This is a genomic window from Pseudomonas cavernae (genome assembly GCF_003595175.1).
GTDB classification, from domain to species: Bacteria; Pseudomonadota; Gammaproteobacteria; order Pseudomonadales; family Pseudomonadaceae; genus Aquipseudomonas; species Aquipseudomonas cavernae.
On sequence record NZ_CP032419.1, the window covers coordinates 1,577,697 to 1,603,534 of the forward strand.

Here is a 25,838-nt window from a genome sequence, read left to right on the forward strand (position 1 = left end):
CGCTGGTCAGGAGCGCGCCGCGTCGGCGCTCGGGCGCAGGTGGTCGATGTATTCGCGAAGCCACAGGGCCAGTTGCTGCGGTTCGGCCAGTAGTTGCCAATGCCCGGCACGCACTTCGCGGCGCGCCAGGTTCGGCGCCCAGTGCTGCAACTGCTCGAACAATTGCGGCCGCACATAACGGTCGCGAGTCGGCACGATCAACTGCACCGGTATCGGCGTATGGCGCTCGCGGGGCTTGAACATGCAAGTGATAAAGTTGGCGCGATAGAGCTTGACACCGTGTTGGCCGTCGGACACTTGCGTGCTGTTGGGTTGCGCTTCGCGCACGCCCTCGAGGCGTTCCAGCACCTTCGGCCACAGACGACCCAGGCCGTTGCGCCAAAGGAATTCCGGCAGCCAGGGTGTGTGGAAGAAGGCGATGTACCAGGAGCTGAGCAACTGGCCTACGACCTTGAGCAGCGAACCCAGGCGTTTCTCGGCCAGGCGCGCACGCATCCAGTGGGCGACATGGTCCAGGCAGGGCCCGGAGATGGTGGTGTAGGAAGCCAGCAGCGGCTGGATGCGTGGCTCGGTGACCGCCTCCCAGGTCTGGATCGAGCCCCAGTCGTGGGCAATCAGGTGCACCGGCTGTTGCGGGCTGAGCGCGAGGATCACCGCTTCCAGATCGTTGGCCAGCTTGGCCAGGCGGTAGTCCTGCGTGCGCCGGGGAATCTGCGAGGCGCCGAAGCCGCGCACGTCGTAGGCGATGATCCGGTAGTCGGCGGCCAGCTGCTGGACCAGCGGCAGCCAGACCTCGTGGCTGTCCGGATAGCCGTGCACCAGCAGCAGGGTCGGGCCGCTGGCTTTGCCCCAGCGATAGGCGGCCAACTCGACGCCATCGCCCTGCACGCGGAGCTTTTCCGGCTCGACGCGGAGCGACGCGTTCATGCCGCCACCTGCGTGTCGATGCTGTGGCCGCGGGCCAGCCAGCGCTGGACATGCGGCAGCTCGTCGTCGAGCCAATAGGCCTCGGTTTCGGTGACCACCAGCAACTCCTCGAACTTGGCGCCGACGCCCTGGCGGCCCAGGTGCGGCTCCACCGCCCACAAGCCCGGCGTCGGCGCATGGGCCGAGCGCGCGTTGCTCGACCACAGCGGCGACCAGCCTTCGCGGCGCCCGGTAACCAAGGCGTTCTTGGTCAGGGTGTAGATGTTGCGCAGGCCGAAGCGGGCGATGGACGGGCCGCTCTGCCGTTCGCCGAGCTTCTCCACGCGGTGGGCCAGCACCTCGAAGGGATAGGCCTTATGGCGCGGCAGGGTGCCTTGCGCGGCGCACAGGCGATCGACCGCCTGGCTGACCTCGGCGAGGGTGCGGCGCTGTTTGACCTGCTCGACGATCAACTGCCGGTGCGCCATCAGCTCATCCAGCAAGCGCTCGACCTGCGGATTGGTGCCAAGGGCGCCGGAGTAGCCGATGTCGGCGGTGTAGGCGCCGAGGGTCGGCGCGCAGTCGAGGATGAAGGGCATGCCTTCTTCCAGGCGCTGCTTGCCCGGGTAGAACGCCAGGTTGAAGCCGCCCAGGTGACGCAGACCGTCGAAGCCCTTGAAGGCGGTGCGCGGGCCGAACCAGGCGAAGGGCTGATGGAACCAGTCCTGCACGCCATGATCGAGCAGCCAGGTTTTCATCGAGTGCGCCGCTTCCTTCTCGGTGATGCCGGGCTTGAGTTCCTTGGCGATGGTTTGGGCGCAGCGGTAGGCGAGTTGTTGGATGGCACGAAATTGCGTCAGGTCGTGCTCGGACAGGGCGGCAGGCATGAACGCTCTCCAGATGACCGAATCGTTACATCAAATGATGTCGAGTTCATTGTTGAATGCCTGCGGGCTGCTTGGCCAGTCGCGACGGACAGCTTCTGAGGCCGCTGTTACCGCGTTACCGCTGGCCTGAAAGCGGCTTGCTAGCTGGGTTGCGCCGGGATTCGCCGCGATTGCTGGAATTCTGCGTAGCGCATTTCTATCCCTTGGTTGGGCGCTGCCGGCGTTGTTGTTGGCGACTTGCCGTGGCGGCTATGATCGCGGCCATGAACGACTCTCCTTCTTTCCTCCAGCGCTGGCTGGTGCGCACACCCAGCGCGACGGAGCCGGTGGCCGCCGAATACAGCGTCGATGAACTGGCCGATGCGGCGGGCACCACGGTGCGCAACCTGCGCGCCTATCAGGACCGCGGTCTGCTGCCGCCACCGGAGCGGCGCGGGCGGGTGGGCATCTACAACGACGAGCACCTGGCGCGTCTGCGTCTGATCGGCCAGCTGCTCGAGCGCGGCTACAGCATCGCCAGCATCCGCGAGCTGTTCGCGGCCTGGGAGCAGGGCCAGGGGCTGGCCCATGTGCTGGGTCTGGAACAGGCGATAGTCGGCGCCTGGCACCCGCTGGAGCCGACCCGTCTGGAGTTTGCCGAGCTACAGGCGCTGTTCGGCGATGCGCTGACCGACGAGACGCTGGATCTCGCCCAGGCGCTGGGGCTGGTGGAGTTCGCCGGCGACCACCTGCGCGTGCTCGATCCACGGGTGTTCGCCGCCGGCGTGCAGCTGGTCCGTGCCGGCATTCCCCTGCAGGTGCTGCTCGAACAGTTCGCCGCCATCCGCCAGCGCCTGCAGCCGGTCGCCAACGGCATCGTGCAGATGATCGTCGCGCATCTGGTCAACCCCTTGCTGAGCACCAGCCTGCCGCATGTCGAGCAGTTGCAGGGGCTCAACCAGCAACTCCTGCAACTGCGTCCGCTGGTCGAGCAAGTGGTCGATAGCGAGTTGGCGCGGGCGCTGCACAGTTCGGCGAACCAGGAGCTGGGCGAGCGGGTCAGCGAACTGCTGGCCGGCTTTCTGCAACCCTCAAAGCAGCCCTAGAGCCAGCAGCCCCGCCAACAGGGCGATGGCGATCACAGCTAGTGGCCTGTGTGGTTAGTTCAATTAGTCAATTTCGGCGTCTGAGGCCCTGATACTGCGTTGCTGCTCCTCGCCATAGCCCTGCTATGACTCGTCGCAGCGCCTGGTTTCAGAACCTCAGTCATCCGAACTTGAGTTAACCAACTAACCGTACAGGCCACTAGATGCTGTTCTCAGCGGGCTCAACGCAGGGGCAGATGGCGGCTCAGCAGTGCGCGCAGGGCGGCCGGCTTGACCGGTTTGGCCAGGTAGTCGAGGCCGGCGGCATGCACCTGGGCGATCAGCTCGGGGCGGCCGTCGGCGCTGATCACCACGCCTGGCACCGGTTCGCCGAGCTTGGTGCGCAACCAGGCCATCAGCTCGGTGCCGGTCTCACCCTCGTCCAGGTGGTAATCGACCAGCGCCACCTGTGGGCGCACGTCCTCGTCGAGCAGGTGTTCGCATTCCAGGCGGTTGCGCGCCGTCCACACCTGGCAGCCCCAGCGCGACAGCAGGCTGTGCATGCCGGTGAGGATGCTGTCCTCGTTGTCGATGCATAGCACCTGGGTGCCGCTCAGGGCCTGGCCATTGAGCTCGGCCGGGACGCTCTTGGCTAGCGGCACGGCACTCTTGGCCAGCGGCACGCTGACGCTGAACACGCTGCCCTTGCCCGGCCAGGAACGCACTTCCAGGCGATGGCCGAGCACTCGGCAGAGGCCGTCGGCGATTGCCAGGCCGAGGCCGAGGCCTTTTTCCGCGCGGGTCTGGTGGCTGTCGAGGCGCTTGAATTCCTCGAAGATCACCTTGCGCTTGTCCTCGGGGATGCCCGGGCCGCGGTCCCAGACTTCCAGGCGCAACTCGCCGCCGCGGCGGCGCACGCCGAGCAGCACATGGCCCCTGGCGTAGCGGAAGGCGTTGGTGAGGAAGTTCTGCAGGACCCGGCGCAGCAGCTTGATGTCGCTGTCGACGCGCAACTGGCTGCCGCGCAGGCGGAAGTCCATGCCCTGTTCCAGGGCCAGCACCTTGAACTCGGCGCCGAGGGCATCGAACAGGCTGTTGAGCGGGAAGGGCGTGCGCTCCGGGGTGACGCGGCCGTTTTCCAGGCGCGAGATGTCCAGCAGGTCGCTGATCAGGTCTTCGGCCGAACGCAGCGAGCTGTCCAGATGGCGCACCAGTTCCTGAGCCTCGTTGGGCAGGGCGTCCGGCTGGTGGGCGAGGGCGGCGGAGAACAGCCGCGCGGCGTTCAGCGGCTGCATCAGGTCATGGCTGACGGCGGCGAGGAAGCGGGTCTTCGACTGGTTGGCGGACTCGGCCACGCCCTTGGCGGCGCCCAGCTCCTGGTTCAGCTGCGATAGCTCCTGGGTGCGCTCGCTGACCCGCTGCTCCAGGCCTTCATTGGCGTCCTTGAGCGCCTGCTCGGCTTGGCGGAAGGCGGTGATGTCGGTGAAGCTCATGACGAAGCCGCCGCCGGGCATCGGGTTGCCGATCAGCTCGATCACCCGGCCGTTGGGGAACAGCCGCTCGGAGGTGTGGGCGTTGCCCTGGCGCATCCAGTACAGGCGCTTGTCGATGTGTTGCTCGACTTCGCCGGGGCCGCACAGGCCGCGCTCGGCGTTGTAGCGGATGATATCGGCGATCGGCCGGCCGACGCTGATCAGGTCGTCCGGGTATTCGAACAGTTCCAGATAGCGGCGGTTCCAGGCCACCAGGCGCAGCGACTGGTCGACCACGCTGATGCCCTGGGTGATGTTCTCGATCGCCCCCTGCAGCAGGGCGCGGTTGAACTGCAGCACCTCCGAGGCTTCGTCGACGATGCGTACCACATCCTCGACCTGCATCTCGCGGCCCTCGATGGCCGCCTTGACCACCGCGCGGGTCGACGAGGCGCCGAGCACGCCGGCCAGCAGGTGCTCGGTATGGGCGATCCATTCGCTATTGGCCGGCTGATTGGGGTTGAAGCCCTTGCCCTGGCGGTAGGCGTAGCGCAGGAAACTCTGCCGCGCGCGCTCCTCACCGACGAAGCGGCTGGCCAAGGTCAGCAGGTCTTCGACCTGGACCGCCAGCAGGCTGCGGTTGCTGGGTTTGCTGCCGGCGAACTGGCCGATGAAACGCCCGGCCTGCCAGTGCTCGGCGACCCGCGTGCGCGAGAAGTAGGAGACCCAGCCGAACAGCAGGAAGTTGCAGGCCAGCGACAGCACCACGCCACGGGTCAGCGGATCGACGTGCCAGCCGATCGGCTGGTAGAGCAGGGCATGCAGGCCGGGGAAGCTGTCCAGCGACCAGCCCAGGCCACGGGCCACCAGCGGCAGTACCAGGGTGTAGAACCACATCAGGGAGCCGGCGGCGAGGCCGGCGAATACGCCGCGGCGGTTGGCCTGTTTCCACAGCAGGGCGCCGAACATGGCCGGGGCCAGCTGGGTGACGGCGGCGAAGGAGATCTGGCCGATGGTCGCCAGGCTGGCATTGGAGCCGAGCAGGCGGTAGCTGACGTAGGCCAGCAGTAGGATCAGCACGATGCTGACCCGCCGCGCGGTGAGCATCCACTGGCGGAACAGCTCGAACGGCCGCTCGGCGTTCTGCCGGCGCAGCAGCCAGGGCAGCAGCATGTCGTTGGAAACCATGGTCGACAGCGCCACCGCCTCGACTATGACCATGCCGGTGGCCGCCGAGGCGCCGCCGATGAACGCCAGTAGCGCCAGCGCCGGATGCGCCTCGGCCAGCGGCAGGCTGATGACGAAGGAGTCGGGAATGATCCCGGCCGGCAGCAGCATCTGCCCGGCCAGGGCGATGGGGACCACGAACAGGGCCGCCAGCAGCAGGTAGAGTGGGAATACCCAGCGCGCCACCCGCAGGTCCTTGGGTTCGATGTTTTCCACCACGGTGACGTGGAACTGTCGCGGCAGGCAGACGATGGCCATCATCGCCACGCCGGTCTGCACCAGCATCGCCGGCCAGTTCAGCGTCTCCGCCCAGAACCCTTCCAGCGCCGGGCTGCCCTGGGCCTGGCTCAGCAGGTCGTCGAGACCGTTGTACAGGCCGTAGGTGACGTAGGCGCCGACGGCGAGAAAGGCCAGCAGCTTGACCAGCGACTCGAAGGCAATCGCCAGCACCATGCCACGGTGGTGCTCGGTGACATCCAGGTTGCGGGTGCCGAAGAGGATGGCGAACAGCGCCAGGATCAGCGAGACGATCAGCGCCGTGTCCTGGGCGCGGGTGCCGGTGGAGTCGGCGCCGGCGCCGGTCAGCAGGTTCACGCCGAGGACGATGCCCTTCAGCTGCAGGGCGATGTAGGGCAGCACGCCGACCAGGCAGATCAGCGCCACCACCACCGCCAGCGCCTGCGATTTCCCATATCTGGCGGCGATGAAGTCGGCAATCGAGGTGATGTTCTCCTGCTTGCTGATCATCACGATCTTCTGCAGCACCCAAGGGGCGAACAGCAGCAGCAGGATCGGCCCCAGGTAGATCGGCAGGAAGGCCCACAACTGCCCGGCCGCCTGGCCGACGGCGCCGAAGAAGGTCCAGCTGGTGCAGTACACCGCCAGCGACAGGCTGTAGACCCCGGCGCGGATCGACGCCGGCATGGGCGTACGCCGGCGGTCGCCATAAAACGCGATGGCGAACAGGATGGCCATATAGGAAAGGGCGACCGCTGCGATCAGCCCGCCGGACAGCGACATGCGTACTCCAGGTAAAAGCGCTTGGGGTGGCCCCAGGTCAAGCAGGGTGCCTGGCGAATCCGTGCCGCTGGACTGCGGAGGCTCGTCTAGTCCGGCAATCGGCCGGGAATCTCAGGCGCCTGTTCACGATCTGCTGCGCGTCGGCCATACGGCGTTAAAAATGGCCTCGGGATGCTCATTTACCGCTCGTAAACTCCGCTCCCTTGGCCATTTTTGCCTTGTCTGGCTCTAGCTCGCGAGATCGTGAGCAGGCTCTCAGGCTCCCAACAGTGTCGCACCAAAGTACAATTCAGTCAGGGCGACTAAGGTAGAAGGCGCCCAGTGGGGGTTTTGCCCCGTTTGCACGACGCCGAAGCGTCAATGAGGAAGTTCATGTTCAAGCCGCAATTGATCGCACTGCAGCGTGGCGCGCTGCGTCTGGAACCCATGGTCGATGGCGATATCCCGGCGCTGGTGGAGCTGGCCGAGGCCAATCGCGACGAGTTGGGCTATATGAGCGGGCCGTTGCGCCTGGACTGGTATCGTAGCGCGCTCAACGATCAGCGCAATGGCCTGGCCCTGCCACTGTGCATCCGCCTCGGTGATCGTCTGGTCGGCACCACGCGCTATGCCGAGTTTCTCAACACCTTGCCGGCCGCCGAGATCGGTTGGACCTGGTTGGAGCGCGGCCAGCACGGCACCGGCCTGAACACCACGATCAAGTACCTGATGCTGCGCCATGCCTTCGAGAGCTGGCGCATGGTCCGTGTGCAGTTGAAAACCGCCGGCAGCAACCTGCGCTCGCAGCGCGCCATCGAGAAGCTCGGCGCGGTGCGCGAGGGTGTGCTGCGCAATCACCGGCGCCTGGCCGACGGCCGCCTGGACGACACCGTGATGTACAGCATTACCGACGGCGAGTGGCCGGCGGTGAAGCAGCAGCTGGAGGCGCGCTTCGGCGCCTGAGGCATGGCGGCGGTCGATAAGGAGCGCACGCGCTTCTGGCGGGCTGAAGGGCTGGGTGGCGTCGAGTTGTTGCATGCGCGTTACATCGAGCAGCGTTTCGCCCCGCATGTGCACGAGGGGTTCGTCTTTACCGTGATCGAGCATGGCGCCCAGCGCTTTCGCCATCGCGGCAGCGAGCATCTGGCGCCGGTCGGCAGCATGGTGCTGATCAGTCCGGACGAGGTGCATACCGGCTCCAAGGCCCATGAACAGGGCTGGCGCTACCGGGCCTTCTACCCGGATATCGAGCGGGTCAGCGGGGTGCTGGCGGAGCTCGAGTTGGGGCGCAATGGCTTGCCGTCGTTCGCCGCCAGCGTGCTGCAGGACCCGCAGATGGCCCTGGTGTTTATCGGCCTGCACCGCCTGCTGGACAGTGGCGCCAGCGCGTTGCAGCAGCAGACCGCCTGGCGCGAGGCGATTCTCCTGCTGTTCCAGTGCCATGCGCGGATTCCCGCAGCGCCAGCGCCGGGGCAGGAGCCACAGGCCGTGGTGCGGGCCAAGGAATTGCTCGCCAGCCGCTTGCTCGCGCCACCGTCGCTGGAGGAGTTGGCCGCCGCGGTGGCCTTGTCGCCGTTCCATTTCTCCCGGGTATTCCGCCGCGCCACCGGCCTGCCGCCGCATGCCTGGCTCCAGCAGCGCCGGCTGGAGCAGGCGCGGACGCTGCTCAAGCAGGGCTGCGCGCCACTGGCGGTGGCCATGCAGCTGGGCTTCGCCGACCAGAGCCACCTGAGCCGCCAGTTCAAGCAGGCTTACGGCGTGGCACCCGGCGAATACTGCAAGGCCTGCGGCCGTTCGTAGGCGCGCGATTACGTAGGATGGGTTGAGCTTGGCGATACCCATCGATCCGCGCCGCATGGGTATCGCCAAGCTCAACCCACCCTACAAGCGCCGCACGTGCCGGCGGCTCCCGTAGCAAGATCGTTCAAGACGGCCCTGTCTTGCCGCGCTAACCTCCTGTGCTCTAGGAGGCCCCATGTCCCGTCAACACGAATTCCTGCAAGGCGCGCGCGATATCGTGCCCCTGGTGGTCGGTGCGATCCCGTTCGGCATCATCTTCGGCACCCTCGCCGGCGCCTCTGGCCTGTCGACCTGGCAGACGCTGGGCATGTCGCTGCTGGTGTTCGCCGGTTCGGCGCAGTTCATCGCCATCACCCTGCTCGGCGGCGGCGCAGGCCTGGCGGTGCTGCTGCTCACCACCTTCGTGGTCAACCTGCGCCATGCCTTGTACAGCGCCACTCTGCAGCCCTTCGTCCGCCACTTGCCCAAGCGCTGGCGCATGCCGCTGGCGTTCTGGCTGACCGACGAGGCCTTCGCCGTGGTCCAGCATCGCTATGCCGAGCGCGATGCTTCGGCGCACAAGCACTGGTACTACCTGGGCGCGGCGCTGACCATGTACCTCAACTGGCAACTGTGCACCCTGGTCGGCGTGCTGTTCGGCCAGGCGGTGCCGAACCTGGCAGCCTGGGGCCTGGATTTTGCCATGCTCGCCACCTTCATCGGCATCGTCGTGCCGATGCTGAAGAACCGTCCGCAGGTGGCGGCGGCACTGGTCGCCGGCGCGGTGGCGCTGCTGTGTAACGACCTGCCGTACAAGTTGGGTTTGATGGCGGCGGCGCTGGCCGGTATCGCCGTGGGCATCGTCCTGGAACGGCACGAAGCCTGGAAGCAGGAAGAGGAGTGGCTGTAATGCAGACCTGGTTACTGATCCTCGGCATGACCGCGATCACCTTCGCCATTCGCTACAGTCTGTTCGCCTGGCCCGACCTGCGCTTCCCGCCCGTGGTGCGCCAGGGCCTGCACTACGTGCCGACCGCGGTGCTCACCGCCATCGTCGTGCCCGGCATGCTCATGCCGGATGGCCGGCACCTCGCCCTGGCGCTGGATAACGCCTACCTGCTCGCCGGCCTGGCGACCATCCTGATCGCCGCGCTGAGCCGTCATCTGCTGACGACCATCGTCGGCGGCCTGCTGATGTTTTTCCTGCTGCGCTGGGCTTTGGGCCAGCTGCCTATTTGAGCCGTGTGAATAATTGTTATTTGACATGGCTTCTTATTTACGCCTGAGAGCCTTTCGCGTAATTTGCCCCCTTTTTTGCTGGCCAGCGCATGGCCGCTGATTGGGGAAGACAAGTTATGCAGTCTGTCGGCAAACCTTCGCGCCTGGCTCTGGGCGTGGCTCTGGCGCTCAGTTCACTGACTCTTTCGGCGGCCGAGACCCTGGAACTGGGTAACGTCGAAGTGGTGGGGGACTGGCTCGGCGATGCTGCCGACCAGGATGTGCAGAACCACCCGGGGGCCCGCACCGTGGTGCGCGAAGAAACCATCCGCGAAAGCGGCGCCAGCAATGTGCGTGAAGTGCTGCGCCGGGTGCCCGGCCTGCAGGTGCAGGACAGCAACGGCACCGGCGGCAGCGACATCTCGCTCAACGTCGGCAGCCGCGGCCTGACCTCGCGGCTGTCGCCGCGGGCGACCATCCTGCAGGACGGCATCCCGCTGGCGGTCGCGCCCTATGGCCAGCCGCAGCTGTCGCTGGCGCCGACCTCCATCGGTAATCTGGAAGCGATCGACGTGGTGCGCGGCGGCGGTGCGGTGCGCTATGGCCCGCAGAACGTCGGCGGCATCATCAACTTCGTGACCCGCGGCATTCCCGAGGAGTTGGTGCGCGAGTTCAGCTACCAGACCGAGTCGGCGCCGGCCCAGGGGGGCTTCCTCAATCGCAGCAACGCCTTCATCGGTGGTACCGCCGACAACGGCCTGGGCGTGGCCCTGCTGTATTCCGGCGTGCGTGGCGACACCTACCGCGATCACAGCGACGAGCAGATCGACGACGTGATGCTGAAGACCAGCTACAAGCTCAGCGACATCGACGAACTGTACGCCAGCCTGCAGTACTTCGAGGCCGATGCCGACATGCCGGGCGGCCTGACCGCCGCCGAGTTCGACGCCGACCCGTTCCAGAGCAGCCGGCCCTTCGACCGCTTCGACGGCGAGCGCAAGCAGGGGGTGGTGAAGTACACCCGTACCCCGGACGCTGACCGCAAGTTCGAGCTGACCAGCTTCTACAACACCAGCCACCGCGGTAGCACCCTGACCAACGGCAACCCGCGCAGGATGACCTGGTTGCGCCAGTTCCCGCGTGATTACGAGGTGTTCGGCATCGAGCCGCGCTACTCGCAACTGTTCCTGGTCGGTGAGAGCAGCCACGAGCTGGGCGTCGGCTATCGCTACATGGAGGAGGATTCGTCGGAGAAGCGCTACGACCGCAACTTCGCCGCCGGCGGCAACCCCTGGGCAGCCAGGAAGGTCCTCAATACCTCCAACAGCGCTGCGACCGAGGCCCATGCCGCCTATGTCGACGACCGCATCGATATCGGCCGCTGGACCCTCACCCCGGGGGTGCGTTACGAGCAGGTACGGGTCAGCTCGCACAACCGGCTGACCGACGAGCACCGCCAGCAGCGCTTCAGCGAGCCGCTGCCCTCGCTCAATGCCCTGTATCACCTGTCCGATGCCTGGAAGCTGTACGCCAACTACAACACCTCGTTCGGCAGCATCCAGCACATCCAGCTGTCCCAGGACGACAACCTGACGGCGGAGAAGGCGCACACCTACGAACTCGGCACGCGCTACCAGGACCGCTTCTGGAGCGCCGAACTCACCTACTTCCACATCAAGTTCGACGACCAGCTGGAAATCGTCCCCGGCTCGTCGCCGAGCGCCTGGGCCAACGCCGGCGAGACCCGCCACCGCGGGGTGGAAATGGCCGGCAGCTATGAGTTCGCGGCGCTCGATCCGCGCCTCGCCGGGTTGTCCGCCTATGCCTCGCTGGCCCTGACCAAGGCCACCCGCGAGGAAGGGCTGAACCAGGGCAACGACCTGCCGTTCTACTCTCGCGAGATCGCCACCCTCGGCCTGCGCTACAGCACCGGATCCTGGACCTGGAACTTCGACGGCTACGCGCAATCGCGGCAGTTCGCCGATGCGGCCAATACCGATGCGGAAAGCGCCAACGGCTCTATCGGCGAGATCCCCGGCTTCGGCTACTGGAACGGCCGCGGCGAGTATGCCTTCGGTCCGCAACTGGCCAACCTGAAGCTGGCGGCGGGGGTGAAGAACCTGTTCAACCGCGAGTACTACACCCGTTCCACCGACAATAACCTGGGCAAGTACCTGGGCCAGCCACGCACCCTGTACCTGCAGACCAGCGTCAGTTTCTAAGCTCCGTTCGGTCGAACCAGCGGGCGCCCACGGGCGCCCGTTTTTGCATCTCCACGCAAAAATGCCGCTGACCTGTGGCTTGCTGCATGCTCAGGCAGTCCAATGGGGACGGCCGCTGCGGCCTCAGACAGGTGCATAAGGGACCATGACCACACACTCGCAGTTCGCTTTGCTGGGCAAGAAACGTTTCCTGCCGTTCTTCGTTACCCAACTGCTCGGCGCCTTCAACGACAACATCTTCAAGCAGTCGCTGATCCTCGCCATCCTCTTCAAGCTCAGCGTTGCCGGCGACCGCACGGTGCTGGTCAATCTCTGCGCGCTGCTGTTCATCCTGCCGTTCTTCCTGTTCTCTGCGCTTGGCGGCCAGTTCGGCGAGAAGTTCGCCAAGGATGCGCTGATCCGTGCGATCAAGTTGGCCGAGATCGTCATCATGTTGGTCGGCGCGGCGGGCTTCCTGCTGAACAATCTGTGGCTGATGTTCCTCGCCCTGTTCGGCATGGGCACCCACTCGGCGCTGTTCGGCCCGGTGAAGTACTCGATCCTGCCGGCGGCGTTGCGCGAGGAGGAACTGGTCGGCGGCAATGCGCTGGTGGAAATGGGCACCTTCCTGGCCATTCTCGCCGGCACCATCGGCGCCGGCATCATGATGTCCGGGCAGGCCTATGCGCCGCTGGTGGCGACGGCGATCGTCGCGGTGGCCTGCGCAGGCTACCTGGCCAGTCGCGGCATTCCGCGTGCGGCGGCGGCGCTGCCGTCGTTGCGGCTGGACTGGAACATCTTCCGCCAGTCCTGGGCGATCCTGCGCCTGGGCCTCGGCCAGCGCCCGGCAGTGTCGCGCTCGCTGGTCGGCAACTCCTGGTTCTGGTTCCTCGGCGCCATCTACCTGACGCAGATCCCGGCCTACGCCAAGGAGTGGCTGCACGGCGACGAGACCGTGGTGACGCTGATCCTCACCGTATTCTCGGTGGGCATCGCCCTCGGCTCGATGCTCTGCGAGCGACTGTCCGGGCGCAAGGTGGAGATCGGCCTGGTGCCGTTCGGCTCGATCGGTCTAACCGTGTTCGGCCTGTTGCTCTGGTGGCATTCCGGCGGTTTTCCGCAACAGGCCGTGGCGCACGACTGGCTGGCGGTGCTGAGTCACGGCCAGGCCTGGTGGGTGCTGGGCGATATCCTCGGAATCGGTGTGTTCGGCGGCTTCTACATCGTGCCGCTGTACGCCCTGATCCAGGCGCGCACCGCCGAAAGCGAGCGGGCGCGGGTGATCGCCGCCAACAACATCCTCAATGCACTGTTCATGGTGATTTCGGCGATCGCCTCGATCCTCTTCCTCAGCGTCGCCGGGCTGTCGATTCCGCAGCTGTTCCTGGTGGTGTCGTTGATGAACATCGCGGTGAACAGCTACATCTTCAAGATCGTCCCCGAGTTCACCATGCGCTTCCTGATCTGGCTGCTCAGCCACTCCATGTACCGGGTCGAGCACCGCGGGCTGGAGCGCATCCCGGACGAGGGCGCGGCGGTGCTGGTGTGCAACCACGTGTCCTTCGTCGATGCGCTGCTGATCGGCGGCGCGGTACGCCGGCCGGTGCGCTTCGTCATGTACTACAAGATCTACCAGCTGCCGGTGCTCAACTTCGTATTCCGCACCGCCGGCACTGTGCCGATTGCCGGGCGCAGCGAGGATCTGCTGATTTACGACGCGGCGTTCAAGCAGATCGGCGAGTACCTGCGCGCTGGCGAATTAGTGTGCATCTTCCCCGAGGGCAAGCTGACCGGCGACGGCGAGATCGATGAGTTCAAGAGCGGCATCGCGCGTATCCTCGAGGAAAACCCGGTGCCGGTGATTCCCATGGCGCTGCAGGGTTTGTGGGGCAGCTTCTTCAGTCGGGATCCGGGCAAGGGTTTGTTCCGCCGCCTGTGGTCGCGCATCACTCTGGTGGCGGGCACCCCGCTGACGCCGGAACAGGCCAGCCCGTTGGCGTTGCAGGCGCAGGTGGCCGAGCTGCGTGGCCGCATGCGCTGAGTACAGAGACAAAAAGCCCGCCGATTGGCGGGCTTTTTGTTGGCTCGGGTTCAGTGGCTGAGCTTGAGGCCAAGCAGGCCGGCGACGATCAGCGTTACGCTGGCCAGGCGGATCAGCGCCATGGACTCGCCGAACAGGATGATCCCGGCGATTACCGTGCCGACCGCACCGACACCAGTCCATACCGCATAGGCGGTGCCCAGCGGCAACTCCTTCATCGCCAGGCCGAGCAGGCCGAGGCTGACCAGCATCGCGGCGATGGTCAGGGCAGTGGGCAGGGGGCGGGTGAAGCCATCGGTGTATTTCAGGCCGACGGCCCAGCCGACTTCGAACAAGCCGGCGAAGAACAGAATGATCCAAGACATGGGAACCTCCACAGCAAGAACAATGCTAGGGGTCGTCCCCGCTGGGTCACTCGATGAGTGGTGAGGTCGTCCTCACGAGAGAGGCTGATTTTGCCAATTGCTGTCCGTTGAGGCAAGTTTAAATGCCCCGTTTCGGTGCGAAGGGTGGGCGCCGCCGAGGACGACAGCGCCCGCTGGGCTTAGATGCCTTGCGGAATCTCTTCGCCGCCGAGCGCCTCGAACAGCGCCGGGAGGAACTCGCCGAACGTCAGCATCATCAGGGTGAAGCTGGCGTCCTGTTGGCTTAGCGCGTCATCGCCACCGTCCTGCTCGGCCTGCTCGGTGAGCAGATCCTCGAAGCGCAGGCGTTTGATGATCAGCTTGTCGTCGAGGACGAAGGACAGCTTGTCCTGCCAGGCCAGGGACAACTGGGTCACCAGCTTGCCGGCGGACAGGTGCAGTTGGATCTCTTCGCTGGTCAGGTCCTGGCGCTTGCAGCGCACCACGCCGCCGTCTTCGTCGGTGTCGCGTAGTTCGCATTCGTCGAGCACGGTGAAGTCGGCGGCGGCCTGCTGGGTTTTCACCCAGTCGGTGAGGGTGGCGGTCGGCGCGATTTTCACCGACAGCGGGCGCACCGGCAGCGAGCCGATGGCTTCGCGCAAGGTGGAGAGCAGATCTTCGGCGCGTTTCGGGCTGGCGGCATTGAGCAGAATCAGGCCCTGCTTGGGCGCAATGGCGGCAAAGGTGGCCGAGCGGCGGATAAAGGCGCGAGGCAGGAAGGCCTGGATGATTTCATCCTTGATCTGATCGCGTTCCTTCTTATAGACCTTGCGCATCTGCTCGGCCTCGATCTCGTCGACTTTCTCCTTCAGTGCTTCCTTGACCACGCTGCCGGGCAGGATGCGTTCTTCCTTGCGCGCGGCGATCAGCAGGAAGTCCTGGCTGACGTGCACCAGCGGCGCATCTGCACCCTTGCCGAACGGCGCGACGAAACCGTAGGTGGTCAGCTCCTGGCTGGCGCAGGGGCGGGCGGGTTTGCTGGCCAGTGCTGTCTCGAGAGCCTCGGCATCGAAAGACATATCCTGGGTGAGGCGATAGACGAGCAGGTTGCGAAACCACATGACGGGCGAATCTCCAATGACGCAAAGCGCGCATTATTCCCCCCCTCGCGGTGATAGGCCAACCCTGAGCTAAGCCTTTGGTGCATCAGTAAAAATTATTTTAAAAAGGTGCTTGCCAGGATCTGGGGCGCTCCGTAGAATGCGCGCCACACCGAGAGTGAAGGGTGATTAGCTCAGCCGGGAGAGCATCTGCCTTACAAGCAGAGGGTCGGCGGTTCGATCCCGTCATCACCCACCAATCCTTCTTAGTGTTACGCGCAGCGGTAGTTCAGTCGGTTAGAATACCGGCCTGTCACGCCGGGGGTCGCGGGTTCGAGTCCCGTCCGCTGCGCCATTTTCCCTCCTCGTTTCACCTCTGCTTTATCTTCGCTTAAACCCTAAAAAGCCTACCAAATACCTGAACTTATTCGGGTTTTCTCGTTCTCATCACCATAGCCAGTGATTGTGGTGGCCTGTTAAGCTCGCGCTTTCACTCGATGCCTTTGGCGCACAGACAAGGAAATAGCATGAGACAACATCGTTTAGCGGCGGCGGTGGCCCTGGTTGGCCTGGTTCTCGCGGGTTGCGACAAGCAGGCCAGCGTGGAACTGAAGACCCCGGCGCAAAAAGCCTCCTATGGCATCGGCCTGAATATGGGCAAGAGCCTGGCGCAGGAAGGCATGGATGACCTCGATTCCAAGGCTGTGGCTCAGGGCATCGAAGATGCCATCGGCAAGAAGGAGCAGAAGCTCAAGGATGAAGAGTTGGTTGAGGCTTTCGGTTTCTTGCAGAAGCGAGCCGAAGAGCGGATGGCCAAGCTCAATGAAGAGTCAGCTGCCGCCGGCAAGAAATTCCTCGAAGAGAACGGCAAGCGCGAAGGCGTAGTGACCACCGCTTCCGGCCTGCAGTACGAAGTCGTGAAGAAGGCCGACGGCCCGCAGCCCAAGGCCACCGATGTGGTGACCGTGCATTACGAGGGCAAGCTGACCGACGGCAAGGTGTTCGACAGCTCTGTCGAGCGTGGTAGCCCGATCGATCTGCCGGTCAACGGCGTGATTCCAGGCTGGGTCGAAGGTCTGCAGCTGATGCACGTTGGCGAGAAATACAAGCTCTATATCCCGAGTGAGCTGGCCTACGGTGCGCAGAGTCCGAGCCCGGCAATTCCGGCCAACTCGGTGCTGGTGTTCGACCTCGAGCTGCTGGGGATCAAAGATCCGGCGGCACAGCAACAATAAGCCGCAGTGATTGCACGACAACGCCCCGTTTCGACGGGGCGTTGTCGTTTCAGGGGGATATAAAACGAACCCGCGTGTGCCCGGCGCATCTGAGCGAGAGAGGAGTAGCAGTTGAGGTGTTACGGTTATGCACATTGGACGTACGTTCCGTATTGGATTTACTAGATCTCCTAGTGCGGCTTTTATTCTTTTTTAAAATATTGATTTTATTGATTTTTTTGCTGTGTTTAAAAAATGCCCGATCTGACCGGGAGCCGCATGGGCCGGGCATTTGCTCGACAAATTCAGGATTTGCTAACAGATTTATCCACAGCTTTAGTGGATAACCTGCTCAAGCCCTTTAGCTCGGGGCTAGCGAGGCATTGCGATGAAAGCGCCATGGAATTTCAGTAGTTACCTACCAATCGCGCAGCGTTTCCTTGCGCGGGGTCGACTACCGCTACTGCTGTTGGCGGTAGCACGAAAGAGTCTGCGGCAGGGGCGGCGCCTGACTGGCGTCAAGGAAGATTTGCAGTTACTGCAGGCACTCTGCGTCGCCTGGTGGCGGGGCGAATACCGGGCGATCAGCCGGCAAGCGCTGCTGGCGGTGGTCGCTGCGCTGCTGTACTTCCTGTCGCCACTGGATGCCATACCCGATCTGCTGTTCGGCGTAGGCTTTGTCGATGACCTCGCTGTGCTCGCTTGGCTGATGAGTACCTGGCGGCAGGAGCTGGATGCCTTCCGCGTCTGGTGTGCCGTCCAGTCGCCGGAACAGCAGGCGGCTTTGCATGTGTTACCGGCGCCAGAGCGCACCGAGCGCGGGGGATAGATGCACGGGCGCTGCTGCCATCACGTCTGATAGCGGATTTGTCCTGTTAAGATGGGCGCTTGCAACGGATGGTTGGGAAAAAGATGAACGTGCAAGTGATCATGCGTGACGGCGAAGCTGAATACGCCGTGCTGCCTTGGGCTTATTACCAGGAGCTGCTGCAGGCAGCTGGCCGAGCTCCGCAAGCTGAGCCCGTCCAAGCGCCTGGCCTTTCTGCCCGGCCAACCCTGGCCCAACTTGGTCTGCTGCGTGAGCAAAAGGGCATGACTGCCGAGCAATTGGCCCAGGCGGTGGGGATCAGTCCGCATTACTTGGCTATGATCGAAAAAGGTGAGCGTCAACCAGATGCGGCAATCCAGCGAGCCTTGGCCTGGAGTCTGGGTGTGGATGGTTGGGGGAGCGAGACTTGAGCGTACGTATTAGCCGTCAGCATTGGCAGGCGCTTCTAGACGAGCTCGAAGATGCGCGGCGGCAACGCCACTTATTGACCTATCGGGCCTTGATCGAGCGTTTGGAGCTGCCCACTCCCGCCATGCAGACGCTCACGGCCGCCTTGGAGCATCTGGCTGCACTGGATGCCCGGGCCGAACGGCCGTTGCGCAGTGCGCTGGTCATCAGTCAAGGCGCCAGCCGGTTGCCACGCCCCGGCTTCTTCGACAGCGTAGTCCGCCTCGGCCGTTTCGCCGGCCCTTCCGATGGAGTGGCGGCGGCTTCCTGGCATGCGGCAGAAGTGGTGCGGGTATTCGAGTTCAGCTATCCCGAGGAGTTCTAAATGTGGCTGTGGGATCTGCGCGCACGCCTCGGCTATTTCTGTGCCCGTCGCCTGTTCCGCTGGTCCTGGCTGGTTAAACAGCCGCGCGCCTGGCAGTGGATGCAGGGACAGTTCGCCCGCATGGCAGCCTTGGGTGATCGCTCGGCACAAAGTTTCTACGGTCATCTCCTGCTGTTTCGCGGCCAGGGCTTCGGCTCGCGCGAGGAGGGCATTCGTTTGCTGCGTCTGGCCGCGACGGCCGGCGATGCCAAGGCAGCGTATCAACTCGGTGTCCTGAGTCTGGCCGGCGATGGTCGCCAAGCCCCTGATGGTCTCGAGGCCGCGCGCTGGTGGGCGATGGCGGCTGGCGCCGGGCATCCGCTCGCGAGCCGGCGGTTGGCCGAACTCTACCGTCAGGGTGGTCATGGCTTGCAGGCTGATCCGCAACAGGCTGCACACTATGCGGCCCGTGCCGAGGAGTTGGGGCTCTAGCCTAGGCCGAGAGTTTCTGTGTATCGATGATATGCAGGCTGTAACCCGGCAGGGCCTTGGCGTGGCGCTTGGCTTCCGAAGCCAGGCTGGCCAGCTGACTGGCATCCAGCTGTGGGCAGCTTTCCGGATGCAGTTGGACCACCCCCAGTGACAGCGATAGCAGCTGATACTCCTGGCGCTGGCCCTGGCGATTGTGCGCGATGATGCAGCCTGCCTCGAGATGTTCGGCTTTATAGAAATGCCGGCATTGCCCCTGAAAGTCCTCCAGCAGCTTGTTCAGGCGAGCCCGCCAGTCTTGCGAACCCAGTACCAGCAGAAAGTCGTCGCCGCCGATATGGCCGACGAAGTCGCGCGCCGGGTCGACCCGTTCGCTCAGGCACTGCGCGAGGCAGAGCAGTACTTCGTCGCCCTTGGCATAGCCATACAGATCGTTGAACGGCTTGAAACTGTCGATATCCACGTAGCAGATCACGGCTTGGCGGTTCTGTTGCAGTAGGCGGGTCAGGCACAGCTGGATCGGCACGTTGCCGGGTAGCAGGGTCAGCGGGTTGGCGTGGCGCGCCTGCTGGATCTTTAGTTCGGTGATCAGCTTGAGCACGTCGATCACCCGGCCGAGACCCAGGTAGCGGCCGTGCTGGGTAATGATGAAGTCTTCCTCCATGCGCTGCCGTGCCCGGCTGGTCAGCAGGCGGCTGGCCTTCTGCAGGGATTGTCCCTGTTCGATGGCGAGAAAGTCCGTGTTCATCAAGCGGCTGATCGGTTTGCGTGCCAGCAGGTCGGTGGCGAAGGGTTTCAGCAGGGCCTCGGAAAGTGAGTGGCGATGCACGATGCCGACCGGTTGCTGCTGTTCGTTCAGCACCGCCAAGGAGTTCAGATTGGCCTGCTGGCGGAAGGCCTCCAGTACCTCGGCGATCGGCTGGTCCTGGGCGACGGCGGGTTGCTCGTTGAGCAGGGCCGAGAGATCGCTGCCTTCCTCGCTGAGGGGCACGCTAGTGGCTTGCAGTTTCGGCAGCAGGCTGCGCGCCTCGCGGACCGGTTGTTCCAGTGGACGGCTGAGCAGATAGCCTTGAACCAGATCCACCCCCATTTCCGCCAGCACCGCTAGCTCTTCCGGTAGCTCGATGCCCTCGGCAATGACTTGCGCTCGCGAGGCTTTGGCCATCTTCAGGATGGAGTCGACGAACTCGCGCTTCACCGCGTCCTGATGGATGCCGTCGATGAAGTGGCGATCGATCTTCACGTAGTCCGGGCGCAGCTCCGACCACAGGCGCAGGCTGGAGTAGCCGGCGCCCAGATCGTCGAGGGCGATGGAGAAGCCCATGGCACGGTAGTGGTGCAGGGCGGTGTCGAGCAGGGCGAAGTCTTCGGTGGGCGATTGTTCGGTCAGTTCGATCACCACCCGGCTCGGCGCAATGCCGAAGTTCTGCAGCAGCTGTAGGGTGCGCCCAGGCTGGTGGCTGGGCTCCAGCAAGGATTCCGGGGAGACGTTGAGAAACAGCTTGCCGTCGAGCTGCTGCTCGCTGAAGCGGCGGCAGGCGCTTTTACGGCAGGCCAGTTCCAGTTCACTCAGGCGGCCGGCGTGACGGGCGACGCCGAACAGGTTGATGGGGGAGTGCAGCGGGCTGTTGGAGGGGTCGCGGGTCAGCGCTTCGTAGCCGAGAATGCGTCGCTCGGAAAGTGACACTATGGGTTGGAACAGGCTGTGCAGGTCGCCGTGAGCGAGGATCAAACCCAGTACGCTCAACTGCTCGGTGACGGTCATGGAGGGTCTCAGTCTGCTGGAAAAACAAAGGGGCCGATATCGCTATCAGCCCCTTATTTCACGACAGATTGGTGACGCTATGATGTCAGTGCTTGGCGACCGCCGAGTTCAGACCGAGGAAGTCGAGCATGATCTGACCGCTTTCCACCAGGTAGGCGTCGTCTTCCGGTTTGAGCTTGTCGTCCTCGCTCGGCAGGGCGTCTTCGTCCTCTTTTTTCAGCTCCTTCAACGGTTCTTCACCCTTGGCCTTGCGGCGGGTGTTTTCCATCGTCAGCTGCTGGGTTTCGATCTCGGTATGCAGGGCGCGACGCTGGGTCTCGTTGAGGCTGACCTTGGTTTCGTGCAGCAGCTTCTGCGCTAGCGCCAGGCGGTCGCGGGTGAAGACGAAGTCCGGGTTCTGCGCCGCGCGGGCATCGTGGCGGGCCTTCAGCTCGGTAAGGAAGGGCTTGAACGGATCGCTTTCCGGTTTGATCGCCGGGCGGATGCTGTCCCAAGGCATGGCTTCCGGTAGTGCGCTCTCACCGATTTCCTTGGTGTCGACCACCGCCGGATACTCGATGTCCGGAATCACCCCTTGGTGCTGGGTGCTCTGCCCGGAGACGCGGTAGAACTTGGCCAGGGTCAGTTTCAACTCGCCGTGGTTGAGCGGCTGGATGGTTTGCACCGTGCCCTTGCCAAAGGTTTGCCCGCCGAGGATCAGCGCACGGTGATAGTCCTGCATGGCGCCAGCGAAGATTTCCGAGGCCGAGGCCGACAGGCGGTTGACCAGCAGGGCCAGTGGGCCGGTGTAGTAGGCGCCCGGGTTGTCGTCGGCGAGCACGTCGACGCGGCCGTCACTGTTGCGTACCAGCACGGTGGGGCCCTGGTTGATGAACAGGCCGGTCAACTCGGTGGCTTCTTGCAGGGAGCCGCCGCCGTTGTTGCGCAGGTCGATGACGATGCCATCGACCTTGTCTTTCTGCAGTTCGCCGATCAGGCGTTTGACGTCACGGGTAGTGCTCTTGTAGTTCGGGTCGCCAGCGCGGAATGCCTTGAAGTCGAGGTAGAAGGCTGGGATTTCGATCACCCCGAGGCTGTACTGGCGGCCTTCATGGTCGAGTTTGAGAATGGATTTCTTCGCCGCCTGATCCTCCAGCTTGACCGCCTCGCGGGTGATGGCCACCACCTTGCTGGTCTGGTTGTTGGGTGCATTGCTGGCTGGAATCACCTCCAGGCGCACCACCGAGCCTTTCGGTCCGCGGATCAGTTTGACCACCTCGTCCAGGCGCCAGCCGATCACGTCGACCATTTCGCCGTTGCCCTGGGCCACGCCGATGATCTTGTCGGCTGGAGCGAGCAGCTTGCTCTTCTCGGCCGGGCCAGCCGGTACCAGGCGCACGATCTTGACCTGATCGTTGTCGCTCTGCAGCACCGCGCCGATGCCTTCCAGCGACAGGCTCATGTTGATGTCGAAGTTTTCCGCGCTGTCTGGCGACAGGTAGTTGGTGTGCGGGTCGTAGGACTGCGCGAAGGTATTGATGTAGGCCTGGAAGATGTCTTCGCTGCGGGTTTGCTCGAGGCGCGACAGTTGATTCTTGTAGCGCTTGGTCAGCAGTTCCTGAATGGCCTTGGGCTCTTTTCCGGCGATTTTCAGGCGCAGTACTTCATCCTTGACGCGCTTGCGCCAGAGATCGTCCAGTTCGGCCGAGTTTTTCGCCCAAGGGGCCTTCTCACGGTCGGTCTGCAGGCTTTCGTCGACGCTGAAGTCCATCTTGTCGATGCCCTTGTTGAGTTCGCCGAGGGCGAAGTCCACCCGCTGCTTCACCCGATCCAGATGGCGTTTGTAGATAAGGAAGCCTGGATCGAGGTCGCCGCTTTTCAGCAGGTCGTCGAATTTGCTCCGCCATTTGTCGAATTCGGCGATGTCCGCGGCAGTGAAGTAGCTGCGCGCCGGGTCCAGCAGCTTCAGGTAGCTGTCGTAGATGATCACCGAGCGCGCGTCGTTGAGTGGCGGCTTGCTGTAGTGATGGCGCTTGAGCAGCTCCACCACGTTGAGGCTGGCGATCACCTGCTCGCGGTCAGGCTGAAGGCTGCCCCAAGGGTTTGCGCTGCTGGTGGCGGCAAAGGCCGACGCGGCAGTGAAACCCAGGAAGAGAGCTAGGGTGGTGCTAGGGAGGAAGCGCTTCATGCTGATTCGACGTGATGGCGGTTGATAACGCATATTAGGCCGTCTTTGAGTGCGACGGTTCAATGGCAGCCGTCGCTTAATGCAGAAAGCCCAGCGTCCTGCGCCGGGCCCAGTCTTAAATCACTATGGAGGCAGCGTGAAGGCATTGCAAGGCGTTGAAGGACGCGTGGAGTGGGGCGAAAGGGCCAGCCCAGCCTGTGATGTCGGGCAGGTACGGATTCGGGTGGCGGCCGCCGGGCTCAATCGGGCGGATTTGCTCCAGCGTGCTGGGCTTTATCCGCCGCCGCCGGGGGCCAGCGACATCCTTGGTCTGGAGTGCTCGGGAGTGATCAGCGAGGTCGGTGCAGGCAGTGCTTGGCAGGTCGGTGATCGGGTCTGCACCCTGCTGGCCGGCGGTGGTATGGCCGAGGAGGTGGTGGTCGACGCCCGGCATGTGCTGCCGGTGCCGGAAGGCTTGAGCCTGGCGGAGGCGGCGGCCTTGCCGGAGGTGTATGCCACGGCCTGGCTGAACCTGTTCCAGCTGGCCGCGCTGAAGCCGGGGGAGAAGGTTCTGTTGCATGCCGGCGCCAGTGGTGTCGGCTCGGCGGCGATCCAGCTGTGCAAGGCCTTCGGCAATCCTTGCTGGGTGAGTGTGGGTTCGGCCGAGCGGCTGGCCTATTGCGAGGCGTTGGGTGCCCAGGGCGGGGTGATCCGCGGCGAGGGCCTGCAAGGCCTGCGCGATTTCGGGCCGTTCGATCTGATCCTCGATCCGGTTGGCGGCAACTACGCCGCGCTCAATCTGGAGCTGCTGGCCCGCGACGGCCGCTGGGTGAACATCGGTCTGATGGGCGGACGCAAGGCCGAGCTGGATCTGGCGCTGCTGCTCGGCAAGCGCCTGCAGCTGATTGGCTCGACCCTGCGCACCCGTGACGATCGGTTCAAGGCCGATCTGCTCGGCGATCTCGGTCAGCAGGTCTGGCCATTGTTCGCCGAAGGGCGGCTGCGCCCGCAGTTGGAGCGCAGTTTCCCGATCGAGGAGGCGGAAGCGGCCTTTGCCGAGTTGGCGACCAACACGGTGGCCGGCAAGTTGGTGCTGGTGATCGACTCCAGCCTGATTTGAGCGGCGCGAGTCAGCGCCAGAGGAGGACCGGCCAGCCGGCCTCCTCGGCGTGCTGGCGCAGCACCGGGTCGGGGTTTATCGCGTGGGGGCGGCCGACGCGCTGTAGCAGCGCCAGGTCGTTGCGTGAGTCGGAGTAGAAACTGGCGCCTTCCAGGCTTTCCTCATGCTCAGCCAGCCAGGCCTGCAGGCGGGTGACTTTGCCCTCACGGTAGGTCAGCACGCCTGTGGTGCGGCCCGTGTAGCAGCCATGCTGCTCTTCCAGATCTATGGCCAGCACCTCGTCGATGCCCAGGCGTTCGGCGATGGCGCTGACCAGGAAGTGCGCGGAGGCGGAGATCACCAGCAGTCGGTCACCGGCCGCGCGGTGTTCGGCCAGGCGCTTGCAGGCATCGCTGTAGATCAGTGGCTCGATCACGTCCTCGACGAAGGGTTCGACTACATGCGCCACTTCTTCGGCTGTGCGACCGACCAGCGGCGAGAGACTGAAATCCATGTAGTCCTCCATGGCCAGCTTGCCTTCGGCATACAGGTTCATCAGTTCGTGTTCGCGGGCGAGGAACGACTCGCCGTCGACCCATTCGAGGTCGGCCATCTGTTTGCACCAGAGGCTGGCGCAGTCGCCGTCAATCAGGGTTTCGTCTAGATCGAAGATTGCCAGGGGCATGGTGTCACCTTGTATTTCTGTCGTGGATGCGCAGGCCAGTCTCAGAACCTGTCTCGGATCTGCTGCGCGTCGGCCAAACGGCGTTAAAAACGGCTTCGGAAGCCGCTTGCGGCTAACGTACTTTAGTGCGGCCCCGAAGGGGCGAGCGAAGCGAGTCATGCTCATTTACAACTCGTAAACTCCGCTTCCTCAGCCGTTTGACTCGCTATGCTCGCCCTTTGGGCCAGCCTTCGGCTGTTACTCCCGTTGGTCGTTGCGCCTTGTTTGACTCTAGCTCGCGAGATCCGAAACAGATTCTTAGGGCAGCACAGGGCTGGCATAGAAGGCGGTCAGGACTTTCACCAGGTGGGCCAGGTCATGGCTGCCGGCCAGTTCGCGGATCGAGTGCATGGCGAAGGTCGGCAGGCCAATGTCGACGGTGCGCACGCCAAGCTGGCTGGCGGTGAGCGGGCCGATGGTCGAGCCGCAGCCCATGTCGCTGCGGACCACGAAACTTTGTACCGGCACTTCGTTTTCCAGGCACAGATGCCGGAAGAAGCCCGCGGTTTCGCTGTTGGTGGCGTAGCGCTGGTTGGTGTTGATCTTGATCACCGGGCCGGCATTGAGTTTCGGGCCGTGGTTGCCATCGTGCTTGTCGGCATAGTTGGGATGCACGCCGTGGGCATTGTCGGCAGAGACCAGCAGGGATTTCTGGATGGTGCGGGTGAAGCTGTCGCCGGCCGGCAGCAGGCGGCGCAGCACTTGCTCGAGGAACGGGCCATCGGCGCCGCAGGCCGAGCAGGAGCCGACCTCCTCGTGGTCGGTGCAGACCAGCACGCAGCTTTCCTCGCCATCGGCATGCAGCAGTGCCCGCAGTCCGGCATAGCAGGACAGCAGGTTGTCCAGGCGCGCGCCGGCGATGAAGTCGGCGTTCAGGCCAATCACCGCGGCGCTTTGGGTGTCGTAGAAGCTCAGCTCGTAGTCCAGCACCGCGTCGGCGTTAAAGCCATGCTCGCGGGTCAACTGCTCGGCCAGCAGGGCACGGAAGTCGTAGGGCTCGTGGCCGGCGACCTGAGCGAGGATCGGCGGCAGTTCGGTCTGCGGGTTGATCGCCCAGCCCTGGTTGGCCTCGCGGTTGAGGTGGATGGCCAGGTTGGGAATCACCGCGATGGGCTGCTGGAAGTCAATCAGCTGGCTTTCCACCTTGCCGTCACGGCGAAAGGTGACGCGCCCGGCCAGTGACAGGTCGCGGTCGAACCAGGGGGCCAGCAGGGCGCCGCCGTAGACTTCCACGCCCAACTGGAGGAAGCCGTGGCGCTGCAGTTCCGGTTGCGGCTTGACCCGCAGGCAGGGGCTGTCGGTATGCGCGCCGACCAGGCGCATGCCGCCTTCCAGCAGCGGGCGCTTACCGAGGCGGAAGGCGATCAGCGAGGAATCGTTGCGGGTGACGTAGTAGCGTCCACCGGCCTCGGTATGCCAAGCCTCGCGCTCGTCGAGCCGACGGAAACCGGCGGTTTCAAGGCGTTGGCAGAGACTGGTGGTGGCATGGAAGGGGGTCGGCGAGGCCTTGAGGAAGTCGATCAGGCCTTGGTTCAGATCTTCGGGCATACGGCACTCCAAGCAGCGATGGCCGGAGTTTACCG

22 protein-coding genes and 2 tRNA genes are annotated in these 25,838 nt (G+C 64.3%); 15 read left to right on the forward strand and 9 right to left on the reverse strand.

Features of this window, described 5'->3' with window-relative positions:
* Nucleotides 1–6: 6 nt before the first annotated feature.
* Complete coding sequence (locus D3880_RS07345) at nt 7–927, reverse strand: alpha/beta fold hydrolase (protein WP_119892827.1); 921 nt, start codon at nt 925–927, stop codon at nt 7–9.
* A complete protein-coding gene (locus D3880_RS07350) occupies nt 924–1,793 on the reverse strand; it encodes a M24 family metallopeptidase (RefSeq protein ID WP_119892828.1) in 870 nt (289 codons plus the stop codon). The genes D3880_RS07345 and D3880_RS07350 overlap by 4 nt, the downstream gene beginning before the upstream one ends.
* Before the next feature lie 263 nt (nt 1,794–2,056).
* On the opposite strand from D3880_RS07350, the gene D3880_RS07355 reads away from it, so the two are divergent.
* Nucleotides 2,057–2,878: a MerR family transcriptional regulator gene (locus tag D3880_RS07355; protein ID WP_119892829.1), complete on the forward strand. Its 822-nt coding sequence runs from the start codon at nt 2,057–2,059 to the stop codon at nt 2,876–2,878.
* Nucleotides 2,879–3,099: 221 nt separating this feature from the next.
* On the opposite strand, the gene D3880_RS07360 is transcribed toward D3880_RS07355, so the two are convergent.
* Nucleotides 3,100–6,576 (reverse strand): hybrid sensor histidine kinase/response regulator, encoded by a 3,477-nt coding sequence (locus tag D3880_RS07360; RefSeq protein ID WP_119892830.1) that lies wholly within the window; start codon nt 6,574–6,576, stop codon nt 3,100–3,102.
* A 372-nt stretch (nt 6,577–6,948) separates the two neighbouring features.
* Here D3880_RS07360 and D3880_RS07365 point away from each other — a divergent pair, with 372 nt between their 5' ends.
* The 6 genes from D3880_RS07365 (at nt 6,949) to D3880_RS07390 (ending at nt 13,794) form a co-directional block, all read left to right on the forward strand.
* The gene (locus D3880_RS07365) at nt 6,949–7,518 is read left to right on the forward strand and encodes a GNAT family N-acetyltransferase (RefSeq protein ID WP_119892831.1); all 570 of its coding nucleotides are present in this window, start codon (nt 6,949–6,951) and stop codon (nt 7,516–7,518) included.
* Between the two features lie 3 nt (nt 7,519–7,521).
* Nucleotides 7,522–8,355: a helix-turn-helix transcriptional regulator gene (locus D3880_RS07370; RefSeq protein ID WP_119892832.1), complete on the forward strand. Its 834-nt coding sequence runs from the start codon at nt 7,522–7,524 to the stop codon at nt 8,353–8,355.
* 175 nt (nt 8,356–8,530) lie between these two features.
* Nucleotides 8,531–9,244: an AzlC family ABC transporter permease gene (locus D3880_RS07375; protein WP_119892833.1), complete on the forward strand. Its 714-nt coding sequence runs from the start codon at nt 8,531–8,533 to the stop codon at nt 9,242–9,244.
* Complete coding sequence (locus D3880_RS07380) at nt 9,244–9,573, forward strand: AzlD domain-containing protein (RefSeq protein ID WP_119892834.1); 330 nt, start codon at nt 9,244–9,246, stop codon at nt 9,571–9,573. The genes D3880_RS07375 and D3880_RS07380 overlap by 1 nt, the downstream gene beginning before the upstream one ends.
* A gap of 116 nt (nt 9,574–9,689) precedes the next feature.
* Nucleotides 9,690–11,774 carry a TonB-dependent receptor family protein gene (locus D3880_RS07385; RefSeq protein WP_119892835.1) on the forward strand — a complete coding sequence of 695 codons (2,085 nt, stop codon included), beginning with the start codon at nt 9,690–9,692 and terminating at the stop codon, nt 11,772–11,774.
* Between the two features lie 145 nt (nt 11,775–11,919).
* Nucleotides 11,920–13,794 (forward strand): MFS transporter, encoded by a 1,875-nt coding sequence (locus D3880_RS07390; protein WP_119892836.1) that lies wholly within the window; start codon nt 11,920–11,922, stop codon nt 13,792–13,794.
* Nucleotides 13,795–13,844: 50 nt separating this feature from the next.
* Here D3880_RS07390 and sugE read toward each other — a convergent pair whose 3' ends face one another.
* Together sugE and rdgC are read right to left on the reverse strand one after the other, a co-directional pair.
* Nucleotides 13,845–14,159, reverse strand: coding sequence for a quaternary ammonium compound efflux SMR transporter SugE (sugE, locus tag D3880_RS07395; RefSeq protein ID WP_119892837.1), 315 nt, complete (start codon nt 14,157–14,159; stop codon nt 13,845–13,847).
* A gap of 179 nt (nt 14,160–14,338) precedes the next feature.
* Nucleotides 14,339–15,259: a recombination-associated protein RdgC gene (rdgC, locus tag D3880_RS07400; RefSeq protein WP_119892838.1), complete on the reverse strand. Its 921-nt coding sequence runs from the start codon at nt 15,257–15,259 to the stop codon at nt 14,339–14,341.
* A gap of 162 nt (nt 15,260–15,421) precedes the next feature.
* Between rdgC and D3880_RS07405 the strand changes: the two genes are divergently transcribed.
* From D3880_RS07405 to D3880_RS07435, 7 genes are all read left to right on the forward strand, one after another.
* Nucleotides 15,422–15,497, forward strand: a tRNA-Val gene (locus D3880_RS07405).
* A gap of 19 nt (nt 15,498–15,516) precedes the next feature.
* A tRNA-Asp gene (locus D3880_RS07410) sits at nt 15,517–15,593 on the forward strand.
* Nucleotides 15,594–15,765: 172 nt separating this feature from the next.
* A complete protein-coding gene (locus D3880_RS07415; RefSeq protein WP_119892839.1) occupies nt 15,766–16,473 on the forward strand; it encodes a BamJ family beta-barrel-assembly machinery protein in 708 nt (235 codons plus the stop codon).
* 367 nt (nt 16,474–16,840) lie between these two features.
* Complete coding sequence (locus D3880_RS07420; protein WP_119892840.1) at nt 16,841–17,281, forward strand: YkvA family protein; 441 nt, start codon at nt 16,841–16,843, stop codon at nt 17,279–17,281.
* Between the two features lie 83 nt (nt 17,282–17,364).
* Nucleotides 17,365–17,691 (forward strand): helix-turn-helix transcriptional regulator, encoded by a 327-nt coding sequence (locus D3880_RS07425; RefSeq protein ID WP_119895690.1) that lies wholly within the window; start codon nt 17,365–17,367, stop codon nt 17,689–17,691.
* Nucleotides 17,688–18,053, forward strand: a complete 366-nt coding sequence (locus tag D3880_RS07430) for a hypothetical protein (RefSeq protein ID WP_119892841.1) — start codon at nt 17,688–17,690, stop codon at nt 18,051–18,053. The genes D3880_RS07425 and D3880_RS07430 overlap by 4 nt, the downstream gene beginning before the upstream one ends.
* Nucleotides 18,054–18,524, forward strand: coding sequence for an SEL1-like repeat protein (locus D3880_RS07435; protein WP_119892842.1), 471 nt, complete (start codon nt 18,054–18,056; stop codon nt 18,522–18,524).
* Nucleotide 18,525: 1 nt separating this feature from the next.
* Here D3880_RS07435 and D3880_RS07440 read toward each other — a convergent pair whose 3' ends face one another.
* Nucleotides 18,526–20,286, reverse strand: coding sequence for a bifunctional diguanylate cyclase/phosphodiesterase (locus D3880_RS07440; RefSeq protein ID WP_119892843.1), 1,761 nt, complete (start codon nt 20,284–20,286; stop codon nt 18,526–18,528).
* Between the two features lie 85 nt (nt 20,287–20,371).
* Nucleotides 20,372–22,453 (reverse strand): carboxy terminal-processing peptidase, encoded by a 2,082-nt coding sequence (locus D3880_RS07445; RefSeq protein ID WP_162934953.1) that lies wholly within the window; start codon nt 22,451–22,453, stop codon nt 20,372–20,374.
* Between the two features lie 136 nt (nt 22,454–22,589).
* Between D3880_RS07445 and D3880_RS07450 the strand changes: the two genes are divergently transcribed.
* Nucleotides 22,590–23,552: an NAD(P)H-quinone oxidoreductase gene (locus D3880_RS07450; RefSeq protein WP_119892845.1), complete on the forward strand. Its 963-nt coding sequence runs from the start codon at nt 22,590–22,592 to the stop codon at nt 23,550–23,552.
* 10 nt (nt 23,553–23,562) lie between these two features.
* On the opposite strand, the gene D3880_RS07455 is transcribed toward D3880_RS07450, so the two are convergent.
* Nucleotides 23,563–24,216 carry an HAD family hydrolase gene (locus D3880_RS07455; RefSeq protein WP_119892846.1) on the reverse strand — a complete coding sequence of 218 codons (654 nt, stop codon included), beginning with the start codon at nt 24,214–24,216 and terminating at the stop codon, nt 23,563–23,565.
* Between the two features lie 297 nt (nt 24,217–24,513).
* Nucleotides 24,514–25,803, reverse strand: a complete 1,290-nt coding sequence (locus tag D3880_RS07460; RefSeq protein ID WP_119892847.1) for a M18 family aminopeptidase — start codon at nt 25,801–25,803, stop codon at nt 24,514–24,516.
* Nucleotides 25,804–25,838 lie beyond the last annotated feature (35 nt).

Coding starts and splice junctions, on each gene's coding strand:
- D3880_RS07345 (WP_119892827.1), bottom strand. CDS start 927: ATGAACGCGTCGCTCCGCGTCGAGCCGGAAAAGCTCCGCGTGCAGGGC.
- D3880_RS07350 (WP_119892828.1), bottom strand. CDS start 1,793: ATGCCTGCCGCCCTGTCCGAGCACGACCTGACGCAATTTCGTGCCATC.
- D3880_RS07355 (WP_119892829.1), top strand. CDS start 2,057: ATGAACGACTCTCCTTCTTTCCTCCAGCGCTGGCTGGTGCGCACACCC.
- D3880_RS07360 (WP_119892830.1), bottom strand. CDS start 6,576: ATGTCGCTGTCCGGCGGGCTGATCGCAGCGGTCGCCCTTTCCTATATG.
- D3880_RS07365 (WP_119892831.1), top strand. CDS start 6,949: ATGTTCAAGCCGCAATTGATCGCACTGCAGCGTGGCGCGCTGCGTCTG.
- D3880_RS07370 (WP_119892832.1), top strand. CDS start 7,522: ATGGCGGCGGTCGATAAGGAGCGCACGCGCTTCTGGCGGGCTGAAGGG.
- D3880_RS07375 (WP_119892833.1), top strand. CDS start 8,531: ATGTCCCGTCAACACGAATTCCTGCAAGGCGCGCGCGATATCGTGCCC.
- D3880_RS07380 (WP_119892834.1), top strand. CDS start 9,244: ATGCAGACCTGGTTACTGATCCTCGGCATGACCGCGATCACCTTCGCC.
- D3880_RS07385 (WP_119892835.1), top strand. CDS start 9,690: ATGCAGTCTGTCGGCAAACCTTCGCGCCTGGCTCTGGGCGTGGCTCTG.
- D3880_RS07390 (WP_119892836.1), top strand. CDS start 11,920: ATGACCACACACTCGCAGTTCGCTTTGCTGGGCAAGAAACGTTTCCTG.
- sugE (WP_119892837.1), bottom strand. CDS start 14,159: ATGTCTTGGATCATTCTGTTCTTCGCCGGCTTGTTCGAAGTCGGCTGG.
- rdgC (WP_119892838.1), bottom strand. CDS start 15,259: ATGTGGTTTCGCAACCTGCTCGTCTATCGCCTCACCCAGGATATGTCT.
- D3880_RS07415 (WP_119892839.1), top strand. CDS start 15,766: ATGAGACAACATCGTTTAGCGGCGGCGGTGGCCCTGGTTGGCCTGGTT.
- D3880_RS07420 (WP_119892840.1), top strand. CDS start 16,841: ATGAAAGCGCCATGGAATTTCAGTAGTTACCTACCAATCGCGCAGCGT.
- D3880_RS07425 (WP_119895690.1), top strand. CDS start 17,365: ATGAACGTGCAAGTGATCATGCGTGACGGCGAAGCTGAATACGCCGTG.
- D3880_RS07435 (WP_119892842.1), top strand. CDS start 18,054: ATGTGGCTGTGGGATCTGCGCGCACGCCTCGGCTATTTCTGTGCCCGT.
- D3880_RS07440 (WP_119892843.1), bottom strand. CDS start 20,286: ATGACCGTCACCGAGCAGTTGAGCGTACTGGGTTTGATCCTCGCTCAC.
- D3880_RS07445 (WP_162934953.1), bottom strand. CDS start 22,453: ATGAAGCGCTTCCTCCCTAGCACCACCCTAGCTCTCTTCCTGGGTTTC.
- D3880_RS07455 (WP_119892846.1), bottom strand. CDS start 24,216: ATGCCCCTGGCAATCTTCGATCTAGACGAAACCCTGATTGACGGCGAC.
- D3880_RS07460 (WP_119892847.1), bottom strand. CDS start 25,803: ATGCCCGAAGATCTGAACCAAGGCCTGATCGACTTCCTCAAGGCCTCG.